Origin of the sequence: Limnospira indica PCC 8005, assembly GCF_000973065.1 — a bacterium.
Lineage (GTDB): Bacteria > Cyanobacteriota > Cyanobacteriia > Cyanobacteriales > Microcoleaceae > Limnospira > Limnospira fusiformis.
Window position 1 is genome coordinate 347,649 of sequence record NZ_FO818640.1, and the last position, 18,021, is coordinate 365,669.

Sequence of the window (18,021 nt, forward strand, 5' to 3'; positions counted from 1 at the left end):
ACTTAGGGAGCGAGTCGGCTTTTACCGAGGCGATTTTTTTGATACCATTGGGCAATGGCTGGAGTCCATTCTTGTAGATGGGGCCACATCAAATCACAGAGTTTTTGGATTTCTAGTTGAGCGTCTTTTTTATAGCGTAAATCCAGAAAATGTAGAAGCGATCGCAGATTGAAACTCACGACAAAATGCTGTCGGTAGTCAAAGGGAATTTTACCCCTAGCGTGTTCTTCTGACAAACCATTATCTAAATCGGCTTTATAGCGTTTAGCTGCTTCTAAACACCAGTCCAAATCAGCTTGTCGCTGTTGGGGGGAATAATAGTATTTTTTTCCTTGGCGGTCTGTGTAGTCTCCTACTGGACGCAAATAAAAGATATCTTCCAAGTCTTTTTTGTTTTCGGCAAGTTCAAGGATCTGATTTCCCGTATACCGATAAGAATTGTGAACCACAATCCCATTAGCCACGAAATTATGCCAGGGTCCGTCAACCTCCAGATCATAAGTCATTTGTTTTCCAATATATTCGATTTGAGTGACTTTGACCGGATGTGCTTTTAAACTTTTAACTTCTCCTCTGGGTTGGTAAAACTTAGCCAATTGCAGATTTTGATTGGGCTGATTCAATTGTGCAACTTCCCCCAGCCGAGGATTTTCCCGAAGATTCAAACCTTGATTAATCTGGTCATCACAGCAATTTTTATGGGTATAAATAGCATCATTTGTCCAAACTCCATTACACATCAACTGACAATTTTGGGTGGTCGCCAAAACTTCGTGATTTTCGTCAACTATCAAACCCAAAGCATCGCCCATGGTCTGCCAACCTGCACTGGTTAAGAGACGGTGATTGATGGTACAATTTAGGGTTTTTCCATCCGCAAGGGTCAGCCGATAGACGGGTTGCAAACCACTACACATCACATTATTGACATGACCGATTTGGAAAGTTCCGGTTTCCTCATTCAGAACCCGCAGGGACATTTTCTGAATCCGTTTCTTGCCATGGCGGCGGTATTCTCCCGGGGGTTCGCCGTTGCGACCGATAATTTGGCGAGTCCGAATCGCTTTTTCTCCATTTTCCCAAACATCATATAAATCGGCAATTTTGATTTTTCTCAAACTGCCACTGGCTTGAATAAAGGTGACTTCTGTATCACCATCTAAACATTGGACATCGAAGGAAATTCCCACGCGATGAGTACGTGCTTGCTGCATCACACTATGGGGAAAATAGCCACAGTTAAATGTGATGCTAGGATGTTCTAAGGGGCCGTAGTGTCCACGCTCCCCTGCTAGTAGACGCTTAACAATTATCTCCCCCGCTTCCAATTCTGACGGCCAATGGCTTCTACCATCAAAAACAAACTTGTCTGTATAGTCCTGGTGCATCGCTGCATAAATTACCTGTTGCGGGTTGTGGGTTTTAGCGATGACTTCAACTCGGAACCGATCCATTATGATTAAAAAAAACGCCTCTATCTATTAAACCCTAGAATGGCAACTATGCAGTTATCAAAACGATTTACCCAGGCTGTGACCTACGCGACGGAATTACACGCTAATCAGGTTCGCAAGGGGTCTGGGGTTCCTTATGTGGCGCATTTGTTGGGGGTGGCGAGTTTGGCCCTAGAATATGGGGCCGATGAGGATGAAGCGATCGCCGCCTTACTTCATGATGCGATCGAAGACCAAGGGGGAGTGAAGACGGAAAAAGAAATCCGGCGTAAATTTGGCGATCGGGTCACGGAAATTGTGAAAGGCTGTACAGATAACCATCAGACCCCATTACCACCTTGGCGGGAACGTAAACAGGCTTATATTGCACATATTCCCACGGCTTCGGCTTCTGTGCAGTTAGTGTCTGCTTGCGACAAACTTCACAACGCCCGTTCGATTTTAAAAGATTATCGAGAAATTGGAGAGCAATTATGGGATCGCTTTAGTGGCAAGCGGGACGGTACGCTGTGGTATTATCGATCATTAATAACTGCTTTTCGTGCTGGGGGACTAACGCCCTTGGTAGATGAATTAGATCGGGTGGTTTCAGAACTTGAACGGCTAGTTAAAGCAAATTAAACCCTAATTTACTGGAAAGCTAATGGCAACTGTTCGTTTGGAAAATATTACCCGTAGTTATGATAGCGCTACGGCGATTGAGGGGATTAGCCTAAATATTCCTGATGGTCAGTTTTGGGTGTTGGTAGGACCTTCGGGCTGCGGTAAATCAACGATTTTGCGGACAATTGCGGGTTTAGAAAAAGCTACCAGTGGCGATATTTATATAGGCGATCGCTTAGTTAATGACATTATGGCACGCGATCGCAATGTGGCTATGGTATTTCAGAATTACGCCCTCTATCCGCATTTGACGGTCGCAGAAAACCTGGCTTTTGGTTTAAAAATGCGGGGGACTGATAGCGCTAAGATAGAACAACGGATTCAGGAAGTAGCGCGATCGCTATCTATTGAACATCTGTTAAGCCGCAAACCTAAACAATTGTCGGGGGGTCAACAGCAACGGGTGGCTTTAGGTAGGGCGATCGCCAGGGAACCTGATGTGTTCCTTTTAGATGAACCTCTATCTAATTTAGACGCACAATTACGAGACGATACACGCGCGGAACTGAAGCAACTTCACCAGCGCCTAGGAATTACCACAATTTATGTGACTCATGATCAGGTTGAGGCTATGACCTTAGCCGATCGGATTGTGATTTTAGAACAAGGTCGTATCCAACAGGTCGGGACTCCTCAACAGGTTTACAGTAAGCCTGCTAATAGGATGGTTGCCACTTTTTTGGGTAATCCTCCCATGAATATTATCCCGGCTACCTATGGTAATAGTTTATTTTGGGTGGGTAGTCAATCGGTGGCTTGTCCGATGGTTATTCGGGAGAAAATACACCCCCAGGAAGGACAGAGATTTGAGTTAGGAATTAGACCGGAACATTTACAATTAAACCTCAGCGAGTCGGAGACTGATCCGGTTGAAAAAGATGTTTGGGCTTTGGATAAAGTCCCTCTGGAATTAGAAGTTAGTGTGGTTGAACCCCTAGGACGGGAAACTTTAGTGAGGGCTACCTGGCCATCAAATGACCCGAAAACTGTACAGGGAAACATATTACAATTGATGGCTTCCCCCAGTGTGCGTGTGCGTCCTGGCGATCGCATTCCAGTCACCCTAGATTTAAACTATTTAATGATTTTTGACCCGGCTACAGGGAAAGTTTTATAATCAATCATCATCGGTGGCTCGCAGACCAGAGGCGATCGACCTCCAATTGTCGTTGCTATAATGGTTAAATATCAACCACTATCAACCCCACGGAGGAATTTTTTATGGATACTCAGAAAATTCTCAACAATCCTGAATCGAATCGGGAAGATAATCAGGTTTCGATTCAAGAACAATTCCATCAAGAAATTGAACAAACCCCCGATGAAATTTTAGCGATCGCTTTAGAATTTCTACTATTTATGAGGTCTCGCGCCTCGGATTCATCGCGATCGACAGCAGCATCAATCCTTAAAACTCTGGAAAAAATTGGTCAATGGGAAGGAGATGACTTGGAGGAATGTTTAGAGTTAGTCCATACATCTCGTGGTCAATTATATATTTCCACTGATGACACAGATACTCAAGCATTGAAAGCAGACTAACAGATTATATGTATTTATTAGATACCAATCACTGTAGTTTAGCCATGAATCATCAACCGGATATTATGGCTAGGTTAGCAGAACTTTATCAGTCCCAAATTTGTACTTGTGTGATTGTACAAGCCGAGTTAATTTATATGGCGGAGAATTCTCGACAGCGAGACAATAATCTGAATCGGGTAATCGAGTTTTTGCAAAATATTTTGATTTACGAAATTGATTCAAAGACTGCCGAAATTTATGGCTCATTTCAAGCAGATTTGATGAACAATTTTGGACCAAAAGAGAAAAATAAACGCCGTAAAACTCGACTGATTGATATTGGAGTCAGTCAACACGACTTATGGATTGCTTCAATTGCATGGCAACACAATCTGATTTTAGTTTCAGCAGATAGTGACTTTCAACGAATCCAAACGGTGCGGGATTTGACTGTGGAAAGTTGGTACAGACCAACTAACTAAACTTGAGGCGATCGCCTGCTCTATGTGGTCGGCTTAACCTACTAAAATCGACCATTAGGTGGCTGAAATAAGACGCTGTAAATAGGGGATTATAGGGGATTATGACCAGCATATTGACATCAAAAACTGCCCCAATGATGATGAGGGAATGACTAAGTAATAAGCTACCCGATGACCTAGTTTTGTTAGGTGACTTACTAAAAATAACCATCACCCAACTTGGCTTATATCTGCTGGAATAAGTAATTCATGGCTTCCCCCTGTGTGTGCGTCATGGCGATCGCATTCCAGTCACCCTAGATTTAAACTATATCGGTGGCTCGCAGACCAGAGGTGATCGACCTCCAATTGTCGTTGCTATAATGGTTAAATATCAACCACTATCAACCCCACGGAGTAATTTTTTATGGATACTCATAAAATTCTCAACAATCCTGAATCGAATCGGGAAGCTAATCAGGTTTCGATTCAAGAACAATTCCATCAAGAAATTGAGCAAACCCCCGATGAAATTTTAGCGATCGCTTTAGAATTTCTACTATTTATGAGGTCTCGCGCCTCGGATTCATCAACGGCAAAAACGACAAAGGACGCATCAGAAACATCTAACAAACTGTCTCAATTACCTTATCGTCAAGCGTCCGGAAAATCTCTAGTAGATTACCAAGGAGAATGGGTAGGAGATGATTTTGAAGAATGTCTGCGACTGGTTTTAGATAGCCGTAGCCAGGTCAATTTATCCAACCATCAGCCATTTTAAAGTATGTATTTACTAGACACGAATCATTGTAGTTATCTAATCAAAAAAGAAGCGACCGTATGGGAAAAAGCGCTGGCGATCGGTACAGAAAACTTGGCTACTTGTGTGATAGTTCAGGGGGAACTTATTTTGATGGCTGAAAAGTCGGCACAAAAGACACAAAACTTAGCTAATGTCAATGATTTTCTACAATACTTGCGGATTTATCTGACTGATGAAACGACAGCGGTTATTTATGGGCAAATTAAAGCAGCGTTGTTCGATCAGTTTGCTCCGAAAGAAAAAAGCCAAAGACGAAAAACTAAAATTAGAGATATTGGTTTTGATGATAATGACCTATGGATTGCTTCAATTGCATGGCAACACAATCTGATTTTAGTTTCAGCAGATAGTGACTTTCAACGAATCCAAACGGTGCGGGATTTGACTGTGGAAAGTTGGTACAGACCAACTAACTAAACTTGAGGCGATCGCCTGCTCTATGTGGTCGGCTTAACCTAGTCAAATCGACCATTAGGTGGCTGAAATCAGACGCTGTAAATAGGGGATTATGACCAGCATATTGACCTCAAAAACTGCCCCAATGATGATGAGGGAATGACTAAGTAAGAAGCTACCCGATGACCTAGTTTTGTTAGGTTACTTACTAAAAATAACCATCACCCAACTTGGCTTATATCTGCTGGAATAAGTAGGCGTAGCCAGGACAGATTATCGACATAGTAAACCTAACTAATAAGTGATATTTTTGATGACATTATCACCGATTAAACAGTTAGTTATAATCCGCTCAATTCCTAAATCTACTAATCTCTCAAAGTCTATAATCTTGTCTACAGTCCAGACTACTATATCAACTCCTTTATTCCGAGTTTCCTGAATTATACTAGGTTGGTCTAATATCACTTGATATTGACTACTTAAAATGGCATTACCGGCGGCTTCTGCTTTGCTAATTTGTTGGGGTAGTTGTGAAGCATTCACTACAAAATATCCCAGTTTTATTTGAGGATCTGACTGGCGACATTGCCATAGTAAATCTTCGTCAAAGGATGTTAAAATAGTGCGATCGCCCAAATTGGCTTCCTGAATCAGACCCAGGAGAGTTTTGATTTCTAAGTCCGACCATATAGCATGGGGTTTAATATCAAAATACAGCCATCCTTTAATCGATTTTAGGGCAGCTAATGCCTCCTCTAAGGTGGGGATACGTTCTCCCCTATAAGACTCCGCAAACCACGTCCCAGCGTCTAATTCTTTCAGTTCGGAAATGGTTTTTTCGCGGATAGTTCCGGGGGTTCCAGTAATTCGATTTAGGCTTTTGTCATGAAAAACCACAGGGACACTATCTGCGGTAATCTGTACATCAAATTCTATGGAATTTGCCTGATTATAAATGGCGGCGAGTAAAGCGGTTAAGGTATTTTCCGGGGCGATACTAGAAAATCCTCGATGGGCAATTATTTCTACGCTCAAGGTGACATCCTCACGGTCTAATTGTGCTGATTTAAAAATTCGGAAATGGTTTGATTGAAGGATTCTGATGCAACTAAAAACGGCCAGTGATTTCCCGGCACTTGTTTAATAGTTAGATTGGTGAGATACTTTTGATAGGGTTTTAATTGCCATTCCATACGATTAACTCCCCTTTCCGGTTTAACCAGCAGGGTCGGTAAGGCGATCGCTTCTGTTAATCCCGGAACTTTCATCACTTCTAAAAATATTTCATTGCGCGCGCTAATGCTAAACTTACTCCCCCATTTTCCATCGGGTTTGGCTTCCATGGCGGCGGCAAAAACTTGCTGTTGCTGAGGACTCCAACCGGAAAACTGACTCAATTCTTTAGCTAGGGTTTCGGCGGCGGTGAAACTCTCAAAAGGTCCCATACATTTTAATGAGTCTAATTTACGATACACTATGGGAAGGGTTAATTTTAGCAGCCCGGGCATTTTAGTGATGAAAATAGGATCGACTAAAATCATACAGCGGAAACGTTCGGGGTGTTTTTTTGCCCAAATAGGTAGTAATTTACCCGTCCAAGAATGACCTAAAATGTGGGCGTTTGACCAGTGATGGTGATCCATTAACTCTTCGAGATCGGCGATCGCGTCATCGAATGTATAACCGTGATCTGGTTTGTCGCTGTCTCCGTGACCTCTCATGTCAGGGGCGATGATATGATAGCGATCGCCCAGATCTTCTGCTAAACTTGTCCAAACTAGGGCATGATCGGCTAGTCCATGTAGAAGCAACAACGGCTGTTGACCGTTAGGGTTCCACTCTAAATAGGAAAGTTTCAGGGTTTTTAATTCTAGGGTTTGGCGAGTCGGTGACATAGCAGAAATCACAAATTTTGATTAAGGATTGGGAATTGCCCCTACTGGTGAACAAGATTAATGGTAATCTTAAATGAAATCATCAATTTTGGCAACTAGGCTGACTGCCTAATCTGGGACTGATAATTTTTCGATGAGCTAAAATTGACAACAGTTTGGTTATGTTTTCGCGCTTTACCCCTAATTTAACCCATGATTCCACCTTCTGATTCTAACACAACTGAACAAGTAAAAAACGCCCTAAAACGTTTTTGGGGTTATGATGATTTTCGCCCCCCTCAGCAGGAAATTGTTGAGGCTATTATCAGGGGTCAAGATGCGTTGATTGTTCTGCCCACTGGAGGCGGTAAATCTATCTGTTTTCAACTGCCAGCGTTATTAAAAAATGGCTTAACCATAATAGTTTCGCCGCTGGTAGCCTTGATGGAAAATCAGGTAAAAGAATTACACGATCGCCATTTAAGTGCGGGTATTATTCATAGTCAAATGTCCCCCATACAACGGCGGCAAACTTTACATCAATTGCAAAACAACAGCCTACGATTGCTATATTTATCCCCGGAAACTTTATTAAGTAAACCTGTGTGGAATTTAATCAATAAACCCCAGGTTTCTATTAATGGTTTGATTTTAGATGAATCTCACTGTTTAGTTCAATGGGGGGATACATTTAGACCTGATTATCGCCGTTTGGGGGCGGTGCGTCCCACTTTATTAAAACATAAACCACCAGGTAGCAAAATAGCGATCGCTGCCTTTACCGCTACCGCTGACCCCACTGCCCAAAACACTATTAAAACGGTGTTACAGTTACAAGATCCTCAAGAATTTATACTGAGTCCATATCGAGATAATTTACACCTTAAAATTCGCCGAGTTTTTACTCCCATGGGACGGCGAAAATGCTTGCTAAGTTTGATGAAACAACATCAAAAGCAAACCGGTTTAATTTATGTTCGCACCCGTCGAGATAGTCAAGAATTGACAGCCTGGCTGGAGACATTTGGCTATAAAACTGCCCCTTATCATGCTGGACTATCGGCGGAAAAAAGGCGAAAAATTGAATCTCAATGGTTAGAAGGCAAGCTGCAATTTGTGGTGTGTACTTCTGCTTTTGGGATGGGAATTAACAAGCCCAATGTCCGGTGGGTGGTTCAGTTTCAACCGCCCCTATTACTATCAGAATATATCCAAGAAGTAGGAAGGGCTGGACGAGACGGAAAACCAGCAGAAGCCTTGACTATTCTCTGTGAACCGACGGGCTTGCTGTACCCTGAAGATAGACAAAGGCTGTCGTTTTTACAAGATAATTTTCGCCAACAAATGATGACCGCTAAACCCTTGATTAAAAAACTTCCCCAAAAAGGCCATTTAGAAACAGTGATCAGTCGTTTTCCCGACAGTGCGATCGCCTTGTCTCTTTTGCATTCTCAGGGAAAATTAGAGTGGGTTGATTTGTTTAATTATCAAATTAAAGATACATCACTATCTTTAACTGAAAATTCTAACACAGTTGCGATTCGCCAAATGACTCGCTATTTTGCTACCCGTGACTGTCGCTGGAAATTTATACTAGAGGCGTTTGGCTTGGGGACAGAAGCACAATCATTTCGCTGTGGTCATTGTGACAACTGCGATCGCCATGGGTCTTAAATTAGTGGCGATCGTCAATCTATTAATGCTATAATTGAAGTTGACAGTGTTACCCCAATTTTATGCCATGATTAAAAGTTGGATTAAACGGCATCCTAAGCGCATCTATTTTTCATTTTTTGCCTTGGTCTTCCTAATTAGTTGTTTGGGAATAATAGCTGCGATATGGTCCTCATTGCTCGAGAGACGAGATAGAAAAAATGAAAAAGTCGCCAGAGAAGTCTTAACCGACTTACTGCAAAACCAAAGCCAACAGCTTTTTCATTACAATCGATTCACCGACAATTTAGATGCTTTATATCGCACAACATCTGAGGGTAGACCTGGGTATAACTTTGCGATGAATGTTAATGAAAACCTGGTTTTAATTGATGCTATACCTACCAATTCACGTCTGCCTAATTTTGCTGGTGCTGTATTTATTATTCCTGGAGATAACCTCATACAAACAGTGGCGGGAATGTGTAAAAGTCAGGATAAATTATCAGCGCCGATTCAATTATCACGGGGTAACTCTCCCGTGGTTGAATGTCCTGATGATTCCGAGTTAATCATTTCTTTGGCTAGTGCTTTATTGGCAGTTACTGATGAAAATGTTACTCAAAATTTCGGAGGAGTTTGTCTAGTAGATCATTCATCTAATCAGTTGCGTAAACCGCCCAGAGCAGATGCGATCGCCCCTCCCGAAACCGGCGAAAACAGAATTAAATGTCCGGCGGGTTCTTCTCTCAAAAAATCTTGGGTGATTCCCGTTAGTCAATAGCCCATCAACTCAGTATATTATACAGTAGATGATTACCCCAGCATCTCTCATATTGTTATGTCCAAAAGTTACCTATACCGAAAAGAGAAATCATAGGTTAAACTAGAATATTGTTGTAAAATTCATTAGTTATGTCTGATCTCAATCAACCCCTGATTTATCCTCATACCCGCCAAAGTGATCAAGTAGACGAATATCATGGCATCCAAGTAACTGACCCCTATCGGTGGTTAGAAGATCTGGACTCTGACGAAACCAAGGCTTGGGTAACAGCCCAAAATCAGGTAACATTTGATTACCTCTCCACCATTCCCAGCCGCCAAAAATTAAGCGATCGCTTGACCCAATTATGGAATTATGAAAGATATAGCATCCCTTTTCGAGAAGGTCAACGCTATTTTTACTTTAAAAATGATGGCTTACAAAACCAAAGTGTTCTCTATGTAATGGACTCATGGGAAGGCGAACCCAGAGTTTTATTAGACCCAAACCAACTGTCAGAAGATGGAACCGTTGCCTTATCAGGAATTGCCATTAGTGAAGATGGGAATTTAATCGCCTATGGTCTTTCCGCATCAGGTTCCGACTGGCAAGAATGGAAAGTTATGGATATTAACACCCTCAAACCACTCGAAGATCATCTCAAGTGGATTAAATTTTCCGGTGCATCTTGGACTCATGACAATCAAGGATTCTTTTATAGTCGCTATGATGAACCAAACGAAGAAACTCAATTTGAGGATATTAACTATTACCAAAAACTGTTTTACCATCGCCTAGGAACCTCTCAATCAGAAGATGTTTTAATCTACGAACGTCCTGATCAAAAAGAATGGGGTTTCAATGGATTTGTCACCGAAGATGGTCAATATCTGATTATTTCTGTATGGCGAGGAACCGACCCCAAAAACCTAGTCTTTTATCGCGATTTAACTAAACCTGATAGCCCCGTAGTCGAATTAATATCCGAATTTGAAGCAGAATATAGCTTCATTGATAACCAAGGAGAAACCTTTTGGTTTAAGACGGATTTAGATGCCCCAATGGGTCGAGTTATCGCCATTGATATTAACACCGGAAATCGCTATCAAATCATCCCAGAAGCCATAGAAACCCTGGAAGGAGTCAGCACCCTAAATAATCAGTTTGTTGCCCTGTACCTCAAAGATGCCCGTTCCCAGGTGAATATTTTTCACCTAGATGGAACCTTAGTCCGGGAAGTAGAGTTGCCGGGTATTGGTTCAGTGGGGGGATTTGATGGTAAACGAGAGGACACAGAAACCTTTTATTCTTTTACCAGTTTCACGACTCCTCCCACCATTTATAAGTATAATATAGTCACAGGAGAAAGTCAACTTTATCGACAGCCAACTGTCGATTTTAACCCGGAAGATTACCAGACCAATCAGGTTTTTTATAGCAGTCCTGATGGCGCAATGGTTCCCATGTTTATCACCCATAAAAAGGGCTTAAAATTGGACGGCAATAACCCGACAATTCTTTATGGATATGGTGGTTTTTCTATCTCCTTAACCCCCAATTTTTCGGTAAGTCGTTTAGTATGGATGGAAATGGGAGGCCTGTATGCTGTGGCTAACCTGCGGGGGGGTGGCGAGTATGGTCAACAATGGCATCAAGCCGGAATGAAACTGAAAAAACAAAATGTTTTTGATGACTTTATAGCAGCGGCTGAATGGTTAATTCACCACAATTATACCCAGGTAAATAAACTAGCTATATCTGGTGGTAGTAATGGCGGTTTATTAGTGGGTGCTTGTATGACCCAACGCCCAGAATTGTTTGGGGCGGCACTACCAGCAGTGGCGGTAATGGATATGTTACGCTTCCATAAGTTTACCATTGGCTGGGCTTGGACTTCTGAATATGGTTCCCCTGAAAATGAGGAAGAATTCCAAGTTCTTTATCGTTATTCTCCCCTGCATAATTTACAGCCAGGAACAGCCTATCCTGCTACTTTAATCACCACGGGAGACCATGACGATCGCGTAGTTCCCGCCCACAGTTTTAAGTTTATCTCAGCCTTACAAGCCGCCCACAGTGGCGACAACCCTGTGTTAATTCGGATTGAAACTAAAGCCGGACATGGGGCGGGAAAACCGATGGCTAAAATCATCGAAGAAATTGCTGATCAGTTTGCTTTTTTAGTGCGAGTTTTAGACATTAATTAAAATTCCCACTCAACCAGCCAGTATTATTCGGACTTGGAAACAATCACTTCCACCGGACGCAAAAGGCGATCGCCATATTGAAATCCTCGCCGGACAATTTTGGTGATCGTTTCATTTTCGAGGTCGGGATTAACTTCGCGATCGATAATTTTACACACATCAAAATCCGGTTTTTCGCCCTGAAAATCAATAGTGAGCACCTCTCGTTTTTCCAGGGTATTGAGTAATTTTTTATGAATGCTGCCGATTAATTGGGGAAAACGGGCGATCGCTTTGGGATCGGGTTGGGGGTTATTGTGCAAATATTCCATCAAAAAATCGAGAGAATCCACAACCTCTAGTAGTTCTAAAAAAAGCATTTCTAGCCGGGCAAATTCTTCCTGTTCTTTACCCATTAATGCTTGTTGCATTAAAGTTTTTTCTTGGAGAAGCTGCCCTATTTTTTGTTGAATCTCGTCACGAAGTTCGGCAGGAATTTCGAGTTTGCTTGCATGATTCATAATCTTAAATACTCAAAAATTGAATAAAGATTTTTTGTCCTAATTGTTGAGCCACCTCGCCGGATTTTTCCGCGCCAATGGCTGACGATAGATCATCAAATTCGGAAATCATCTCGAAAACTGGAATCGGTTTTTCAAGTTCCGAGAAATCCTGTCGCTTAAACCGCTGAATGGGTGGTAAAACCGGATGCAAATAATCAGCAATTAAACGTTCTTTGTCATCCATCAAGGCTTTTCTCGCCCTAGCAATTAAATCGGGGGAGTATTTTTTCCGCTTCATTGCCATCGCAAAAGCCTTGGTAATTTCAGCCTTAGATGCCGAAGGAGAAACCTCTAAAACCTGATAAGGGTTAGGATTGGGTAGTTGATTTGACATAATTTAATAAATTCCACATTGACGATAAATATCCACAAATTCGGGGTCATTGGGGCAAATTTGATGCGCCCAACGGGCAAATTGTACGGCAGTTTCCCCGTTCATTTTACCTTCATTAACTCCCGCAATTAAAATTTCTATTAACATAGCAGCAATATGTCGCTTCACTTTCTGATTATGGCAGTTTTTGGCGCGACGTACCGCATCATTTAAATTAGATGGCATCAAACCAATAATTTCATTAACCTCAATCTCAAATTCTAAGGTTTCAATGACATAAATTAAACGGGGGTTTTTACTATCGGTTTTTTGCAGTTCTCGAAGCTGAGATAAAGCTCGATTTTTATCAATTTTATGATGCTGTAAATTTTCGCAAATTTCTTGAATACGAGATTCAACCCAATAGCTACAGGAGGCTTCAGTTCCCAATAGTTGATACCAAAAATCGCTAAAAGCCAGATGGTCTGATAAACTGTTTAACGCCTGACGCTGAGACTCACATAAGCGCTCAAGTTCTCGATGCCATTCTGGGTGCGATCGCCATTCATTTTTGAGAGCATTTAAAGCCGCGATTGACTCTCGCCAGCGTTGTTTTTGCAGATAGTGAATTCCCTCGGAGTAAGCTACAAATTTTTGGGCAAAATATTCGTTTTTTTGAGAAGAGTTAAATTGATAACTCTGAGAAGGTTTAAGTTTAATAGCGCGTTCTCCATCTCCGTCAAATGCCGCCGCCACAGCCAAACCCCAGGAGGTATAAAGCGCGGGCAAAATATTGGTTTCTGTTGATGCAGAATTGGCAGTTTGAGGAATCTTAATATTGCTAAATTGATGGCGATAGCGATGGTAACATCCCGGCAATAAAATTAGGTGATTAATTTGGGCGGCTTGATGGGGGAACTTTTTAACTAATTTCAGGGCGATCGCATCCAGACGAAATTGATCTCGCAGTTTCAGATACTCGGCTAAGTTATCGTCTTTTAAGCTATCGATCGCCGTTTCTAGGGTAGCCAGAAAATGACTAAAAATTTCCTCAATATCAATGGAAATTTTCGGCAGCCAAGGAATATTTTGCCAAGCCGGATCGCGCTCTAAATTCGCTAAAGCCGTGGTAGCAGCCACCACCCAATCCCGGCGGGTGTGGCTGTTAATTTGAGCATTATAATAGGTAGCGATCGCCCAATTATGCAGAGATTTACAATCTCCGTTTTTTAGCCAAACTTGTTCCGTGATTTGGGCAATTTTTGGCCAATCTTGACCCTCCCAAATTTTAGCTTCTAGGCGCGGCAAAATATGGTTATTGAGATTAGCTTCAACCACCGTATCTGAGCCGTAACTATGTAAAAATTGACGGCTCATAGCACCAGCATTGTCCAGGTTATTATCATCAACCAACTGTTGAATAGACAACATCAATTTTAAGCGATCGCGCCCCCTTAATGTGCGGACAATTTCCAATTGACTTTTAACTTGGGGATGGGATAGCGATCGCCATTCCACTTCAGCCTGTTGAAAATCACCCTGTTGGAGGTAAGCAAAACCACGCAGATATTTAATTTTTTCTCCTGAATGTCCCTGCAAATGTGCGATCGCCTGTTGCCAATTTGCTGTTTTTAGGGAAACAATTGCCAAGCGAATTTGGGTTTCTGTTAATTCCGGGAGTAACTGATATGATTTTTGGTAAAATGATATAGCCTGTCCTAAATTTCCCGACTTTTCCGCCCCAAGTCCTTGACTATAATAGTCTTTTCCTTGCATCACCCGGTTTAGTGTCCCCCGCAATGTTTGACCATCTTCGCGCTCGAACTTATCTAAGGCTAAATTAATCACATTTAGGGCGGCCTTAAATTCACCATTTTTCGCTAAATTTACCGCTTTTTCTAATGCTAATTCATACTGATTTTGTCCCTGAATATATCCTGAACAATCGGCGATCGCTTCTTCTAGCAGTGGAATGGGAAATAATGTTTTCGCTCGCTCAAAACTCAGTTTCCCTTTTTTATAATCTTTTTCTTGGCAATATTTTTGACCTTCTGTAAATAATGTCCTAAATTGATTATATTTCATCATTTTGTGTTCACAGCGAGCGATCGCCTGATTGACAAGACTTATATCAATAATTGTTCGACATTTTTTATATGTTGACAAAGCCTTTGATAAATTTGTCGTATCCAGCGGATCGCCAGCATCAGATTTTTCTAAAGCCTGAGCCGAAGCGATCATGCTTTTAGCAAATTTGATTTTCTGTTTCCACGAATTAATCTCTGACTTAAAATCAGTTAACAAATTTCCCATCAATAGCTGTCGCAGTTTTTGCTCAACCAAAGCCGGGGAATTTGACCATTTGCTAAGAGTAGATTGCCCCTTTTTAGTAGCCTCAATTAGCTTTTTTTTGGCAGCAAGTTTGTGGGCGGTTTTGATGTCCTGCTTAGTAACAGAAACTTTCTTAAAGAAATCAACAATTTCTACCTTAAACAGTGCGTATGTCAGAGCATCAACCCAATTAATAATTGCATTCATAGGCAGTATTCTGGTAAGTTTTGGATCAAAATCACTTCCCCAACTTCGATCTGATTTTCTCTACCTTTTAAATTCGGGTTCGTTTCGATTAATTGTGGCCAGCGCGACCCCTCCCCATAAAACTTGCGCGCAATTCTCGACAGGGAATCTCCCCGTTGAACCGAGTAGTAAAATCCCCCACAGGATGCCGGGCTATTTTTATCGATTTTCGGTTTATTCAGGGAGGGAAGAAATCGAGCAGTTTCTATAACTTCTGTAGGATAAACCGAGGCAGTTTGCACATCAGATTCACCCCTGATAAATCTTCCCAAGGCAATTCCCAAAAGTAAAATTATGATGCCCATTACCAACAACAACTGTTGGATATTTTGAGAGGATTTAGGGGCGGCAATAACCGCAGGTTCAACCGCCAATTGGGGGAGTTCTTGCAGTTGCCGAATGAGGGTGAGATCAGTTTCGCAGTTGGGGCAAATATTGCCCTCAATTTCGGCGCGACCGCACACCGGACAGGTGAGTTTAATCGTCATCGTGTCAATCCTGTAGCAATAGTTCCTGTGGGTAATTCCCGATCTAAATAGGGAATAATCTCAGCCTGGAGTTCTTGCAGCAGGCTATTAGCTTGGCTGCCATTTCCTTGCTGTAATGCGTTCAACAATTGATTAAATTTGACCTCCATACCTCCCGCTTGACTGGGGTTAAGATGGTGAATGCGGCCGATCTCCTCCCGAATTACCACAATCAGTTTGACGCTATCGGGAAGGTTATCAAACTCTCGTTTGCTATCTTCTATTAATTTTTGCAAGCTGGCAATATTCTTGCTATTCAAGGCTTGTTGCAGTTGATCTACTAAATTCCGCAACCGATATTTTTGATCTTCATGGATTAGCTGATCGCACACTTCCAGCGCTAATTCAAATCGCATTATGAAAATCTTGGCAATATCTAACTCATCATTAGCAAATTCTTCTAATTCCTTGAGTTTGCTTTCAGCTTGGTTAAGGCGATCGCGCTGCACTTGACCATTATAATAAATTTGGTTAGCCGATCGCACCACTTCCCCGGCGATTTCATTAGCACGTTTCACACCGATTTCCGTTAAGTTACCCGCCGCATTCAGTTGTTTAATTCGTTCCTCAACCTGGCGAGAAATCTCCTCATTAACTCCCCCCCGCGAGAATGAACAACTAACTTTAACCTGGGGATTGTTTTTGAGAGCCGCCGTCATTTGCAGCGAGTTATTTTCCTCGTCAAGTTCCACCGTCACTAAAATTTCCGTACCTTTTGGATAGGGGCGATCGAGCGCTAACCACATATCCCCGATCCGCTCGTCTTGAAATCGGCGATCGAGTTCCTGGCGGACGCGATCTGGGCTAAAAAATTTAAAGTGAATTAGCGATTGTCCGTCCGCTTCAGTTTTAAAAGTATGGAACTTTTGCACCGGAAGAATATCGCCCTGACTAATGATTACAAATCGCGGCTCATCCACCAATTCAATGCAATAATCACGGGAAACAGTCGTGACTTTTTCCGTAAGTCCCGCCGCCACGATCGCCGCCCCTTCCGCCACCGCATACATGGGGCGATCGTGAACCACAACTTGATGTTGGGGGAAGGCTTGGCGGATTTTTTGTTGCACGATCGGCACCTGCGCGGAACCGCCAACTAACAGAATTGCATCAATTTGATCGAGGGGATAATCTGAATATTTAATCGCGTCCTGAGCAATTTTTACTGAGCGATCGATTAACGGTTCGATGCGTTTTTCAAACTCTTGGCGACTGATGGTAACTTGAATCGGAATTGCCATTCCCATTTCATCAATTAAATGTGCCGAGGTAATAATTTCCGCTGCACCTTGGGTACTCAGTCTAATTTTCGCCTGTTCCGCCTGAATTTTCAATTCCGCCAGCAGCCGCACTCGTTGATAATGCGGCATTTTTTTAATTAAGCGATCGACATTATCGAGGTTTTCAATCCGGGCGATTTCCTGTTTGGCAAATTCCACAATACAGTTATCAAAATCGTCCCCACCTAACCACAAATCCCCCGATTTGGCTGACTCAATAAATTGATTACCAACCGAAGTAATAATCGAACAGTCCAAAGTACCCCCACCAAAGTCATAAACTAAGATGGTACTCACCTCATCTGAGTCCGGACGATAACCATAGGAAATAGCTGCTGCTGTCGGTTCTGGGAGAAGTTCCCGGAGTTTTAATCCGGCTTTTTGCGTGGCGATTTCCGTGGCGTATCGCTGCTTATCATTGAAATAAGCGGGAACGGTAATTACAGCTTCTGTAATGCGGCTAGTTTGCCCCGATCGCTCCTGATAAGTTTGGGCATTACTGACAACTTTTTTAAGAATTTCCGCCGATATATCTTCCGGTAGATATTCCCGTCCCCCCAACCAAACCGATAGGCTATTTTCCGTCCCTTGGCTGGATTTATCAATCTTATAATTGAAGCGAGATAATTGTTGTTGCACAACCGGATCATTAAAGCCTCTTCCGATTAGTCGCTTGATGGAAATTATCACATTTTCGGTATCTCCATCGCCCAGTTGGCGATAGGCTTGTTCACCCACGATTAACCCATTGCGATCCGCCGCCACCACTGACCGGGTTAATTTGCGATCGGGCGGTGAGTTCTCAGCAGCAGTCACTACATTGACCTCAGCCCACTTAAAAGCTGCTACTGAATTGGTAGTCCCCAAATCTATCCCAACTATATTTCCCATGATTAATTTAACCTTGATTATTTATACTTTAATTGTCTTCCGCTATTTTGGCAAGTTTTATCCGAAA

The 18,021-nt window shown here is 42.3% G+C and carries 17 protein-coding genes; 9 read left to right on the forward strand and 8 right to left on the reverse strand.

What is annotated here, in order from left to right; all coding sequences use genetic code 11:
- Positions 1-2: 2 nt before the first annotated feature.
- Positions 3-1,454: an FAD-dependent thymidylate synthase gene (locus tag XZ46_RS01525; protein ID WP_008056602.1), complete on the reverse strand. Its 1,452-nt coding sequence runs from the start codon at positions 1,452-1,454 to the stop codon at positions 3-5.
- Positions 1,455-1,502: 48 nt separating this feature from the next.
- On the opposite strand from XZ46_RS01525, the gene XZ46_RS01530 reads away from it, so the two are divergent.
- The 6 genes from XZ46_RS01530 to XZ46_RS01555 all read left to right on the forward strand — a co-directional run bounded on the left by XZ46_RS01530 (position 1,503) and on the right by XZ46_RS01555 (position 5,342).
- Positions 1,503-2,075 carry an HD domain-containing protein gene (locus XZ46_RS01530; protein ID WP_174447131.1) on the forward strand — a complete coding sequence of 191 codons (573 nt, stop codon included), beginning with the start codon at positions 1,503-1,505 and terminating at the stop codon, positions 2,073-2,075.
- Between the two features lie 22 nt (positions 2,076-2,097).
- Positions 2,098-3,234 (forward strand): ABC transporter ATP-binding protein, encoded by a 1,137-nt coding sequence (locus tag XZ46_RS01535; RefSeq protein ID WP_008056600.1) that lies wholly within the window; start codon positions 2,098-2,100, stop codon positions 3,232-3,234.
- Positions 3,235-3,338: 104 nt separating this feature from the next.
- Positions 3,339-3,659 (forward strand): hypothetical protein, encoded by a 321-nt coding sequence (locus XZ46_RS01540; protein WP_008052924.1) that lies wholly within the window; start codon positions 3,339-3,341, stop codon positions 3,657-3,659.
- Positions 3,660-3,667: 8 nt separating this feature from the next.
- Positions 3,668-4,123 carry a type II toxin-antitoxin system VapC family toxin gene (locus XZ46_RS01545; RefSeq protein WP_008052923.1) on the forward strand — a complete coding sequence of 152 codons (456 nt, stop codon included), beginning with the start codon at positions 3,668-3,670 and terminating at the stop codon, positions 4,121-4,123.
- A 406-nt stretch (positions 4,124-4,529) separates the two neighbouring features.
- Entirely contained in the window at positions 4,530-4,883 is a 354-nt protein-coding gene (locus tag XZ46_RS01550) for a hypothetical protein (protein ID WP_006621952.1), read from the forward strand.
- A gap of 3 nt (positions 4,884-4,886) precedes the next feature.
- The gene (locus tag XZ46_RS01555) at positions 4,887-5,342 is read left to right on the forward strand and encodes a type II toxin-antitoxin system VapC family toxin (RefSeq protein WP_008056591.1); all 456 of its coding nucleotides are present in this window, start codon (positions 4,887-4,889) and stop codon (positions 5,340-5,342) included.
- Between the two features lie 273 nt (positions 5,343-5,615).
- On the opposite strand, the gene XZ46_RS01560 is transcribed toward XZ46_RS01555, so the two are convergent.
- Together XZ46_RS01560 and XZ46_RS01565 are read right to left on the reverse strand one after the other, a co-directional pair.
- Entirely contained in the window at positions 5,616-6,359 is a 744-nt protein-coding gene (locus XZ46_RS01560) for a glycerophosphodiester phosphodiesterase (RefSeq protein ID WP_006621950.1), read from the reverse strand.
- Between the two features lie 17 nt (positions 6,360-6,376).
- A complete protein-coding gene (locus XZ46_RS01565) occupies positions 6,377-7,219 on the reverse strand; it encodes an alpha/beta fold hydrolase (protein ID WP_006621949.1) in 843 nt (280 codons plus the stop codon).
- A 192-nt stretch (positions 7,220-7,411) separates the two neighbouring features.
- Here XZ46_RS01565 and XZ46_RS01570 point away from each other — a divergent pair, with 192 nt between their 5' ends.
- The 3 genes from XZ46_RS01570 to XZ46_RS01580 all read left to right on the forward strand — a co-directional run bounded on the left by XZ46_RS01570 (position 7,412) and on the right by XZ46_RS01580 (position 11,824).
- Positions 7,412-8,872, forward strand: coding sequence for a RecQ family ATP-dependent DNA helicase (locus XZ46_RS01570; RefSeq protein WP_006621948.1), 1,461 nt, complete (start codon positions 7,412-7,414; stop codon positions 8,870-8,872).
- A 175-nt stretch (positions 8,873-9,047) separates the two neighbouring features.
- Positions 9,048-9,635: a type IV pilin-like G/H family protein gene (locus XZ46_RS01575; protein ID WP_228116452.1), complete on the forward strand. Its 588-nt coding sequence runs from the start codon at positions 9,048-9,050 to the stop codon at positions 9,633-9,635.
- A 131-nt stretch (positions 9,636-9,766) separates the two neighbouring features.
- A complete protein-coding gene (locus tag XZ46_RS01580) occupies positions 9,767-11,824 on the forward strand; it encodes a prolyl oligopeptidase family serine peptidase (protein ID WP_006668899.1) in 2,058 nt (685 codons plus the stop codon).
- 23 nt (positions 11,825-11,847) lie between these two features.
- Here the strand turns inward: XZ46_RS01580 and XZ46_RS01585 are convergent, their stop codons facing one another.
- From XZ46_RS01585 to XZ46_RS01605, 5 genes are read right to left on the reverse strand one after another with little or no spacing between them, the layout of a single operon-like run.
- A complete protein-coding gene (locus XZ46_RS01585; RefSeq protein ID WP_006621944.1) occupies positions 11,848-12,324 on the reverse strand; it encodes a nucleotide exchange factor GrpE in 477 nt (158 codons plus the stop codon).
- A gap of 4 nt (positions 12,325-12,328) precedes the next feature.
- Complete coding sequence (locus XZ46_RS01590; protein ID WP_006621943.1) at positions 12,329-12,700, reverse strand: J domain-containing protein; 372 nt, start codon at positions 12,698-12,700, stop codon at positions 12,329-12,331.
- Between the two features lie 3 nt (positions 12,701-12,703).
- Entirely contained in the window at positions 12,704-15,217 is a 2,514-nt protein-coding gene (locus XZ46_RS01595; RefSeq protein ID WP_006621942.1) for a tetratricopeptide repeat protein, read from the reverse strand.
- Entirely contained in the window at positions 15,214-15,744 is a 531-nt protein-coding gene (locus XZ46_RS01600; protein WP_006621941.1) for a LysM peptidoglycan-binding domain-containing protein, read from the reverse strand. The genes XZ46_RS01595 and XZ46_RS01600 overlap by 4 nt, the downstream gene beginning before the upstream one ends.
- Positions 15,741-17,954, reverse strand: coding sequence for an Hsp70 family protein (locus tag XZ46_RS01605; RefSeq protein ID WP_008056588.1), 2,214 nt, complete (start codon positions 17,952-17,954; stop codon positions 15,741-15,743). Before XZ46_RS01605 ends, XZ46_RS01600 begins: the two co-directional genes overlap by 4 nt.
- Positions 17,955-18,021: the final 67 nt, after the last annotated feature.

Bases quoted from the DNA above. Each gene is read 5' to 3' on its own strand.
- XZ46_RS01525 (WP_008056602.1), bottom strand. From the start codon at position 1,454: ATGGATCGGTTCCGAGTTGAAGTCATCGCTAAAACCCACAACCCGCAA.
- XZ46_RS01600 (WP_006621941.1), bottom strand. From the start codon at position 15,744: ATGACGATTAAACTCACCTGTCCGGTGTGCGGTCGCGCCGAAATTGAG.
- XZ46_RS01595 (WP_006621942.1), bottom strand. From the start codon at position 15,217: ATGAATGCAATTATTAATTGGGTTGATGCTCTGACATACGCACTGTTT.
- XZ46_RS01545 (WP_008052923.1), top strand. From the start codon at position 3,668: ATGTATTTATTAGATACCAATCACTGTAGTTTAGCCATGAATCATCAA.
- XZ46_RS01530 (WP_174447131.1), top strand. From the start codon at position 1,503: ATGCAGTTATCAAAACGATTTACCCAGGCTGTGACCTACGCGACGGAA.
- XZ46_RS01580 (WP_006668899.1), top strand. From the start codon at position 9,767: ATGTCTGATCTCAATCAACCCCTGATTTATCCTCATACCCGCCAAAGT.
- XZ46_RS01570 (WP_006621948.1), top strand. From the start codon at position 7,412: ATGATTCCACCTTCTGATTCTAACACAACTGAACAAGTAAAAAACGCC.
- XZ46_RS01565 (WP_006621949.1), bottom strand. From the start codon at position 7,219: ATGTCACCGACTCGCCAAACCCTAGAATTAAAAACCCTGAAACTTTCC.
- XZ46_RS01605 (WP_008056588.1), bottom strand. From the start codon at position 17,954: ATGGGAAATATAGTTGGGATAGATTTGGGGACTACCAATTCAGTAGCA.
- XZ46_RS01590 (WP_006621943.1), bottom strand. From the start codon at position 12,700: ATGTCAAATCAACTACCCAATCCTAACCCTTATCAGGTTTTAGAGGTT.
- XZ46_RS01540 (WP_008052924.1), top strand. From the start codon at position 3,339: ATGGATACTCAGAAAATTCTCAACAATCCTGAATCGAATCGGGAAGAT.
- XZ46_RS01585 (WP_006621944.1), bottom strand. From the start codon at position 12,324: ATGAATCATGCAAGCAAACTCGAAATTCCTGCCGAACTTCGTGACGAG.
- XZ46_RS01550 (WP_006621952.1), top strand. From the start codon at position 4,530: ATGGATACTCATAAAATTCTCAACAATCCTGAATCGAATCGGGAAGCT.
- XZ46_RS01535 (WP_008056600.1), top strand. From the start codon at position 2,098: ATGGCAACTGTTCGTTTGGAAAATATTACCCGTAGTTATGATAGCGCT.
- XZ46_RS01555 (WP_008056591.1), top strand. From the start codon at position 4,887: ATGTATTTACTAGACACGAATCATTGTAGTTATCTAATCAAAAAAGAA.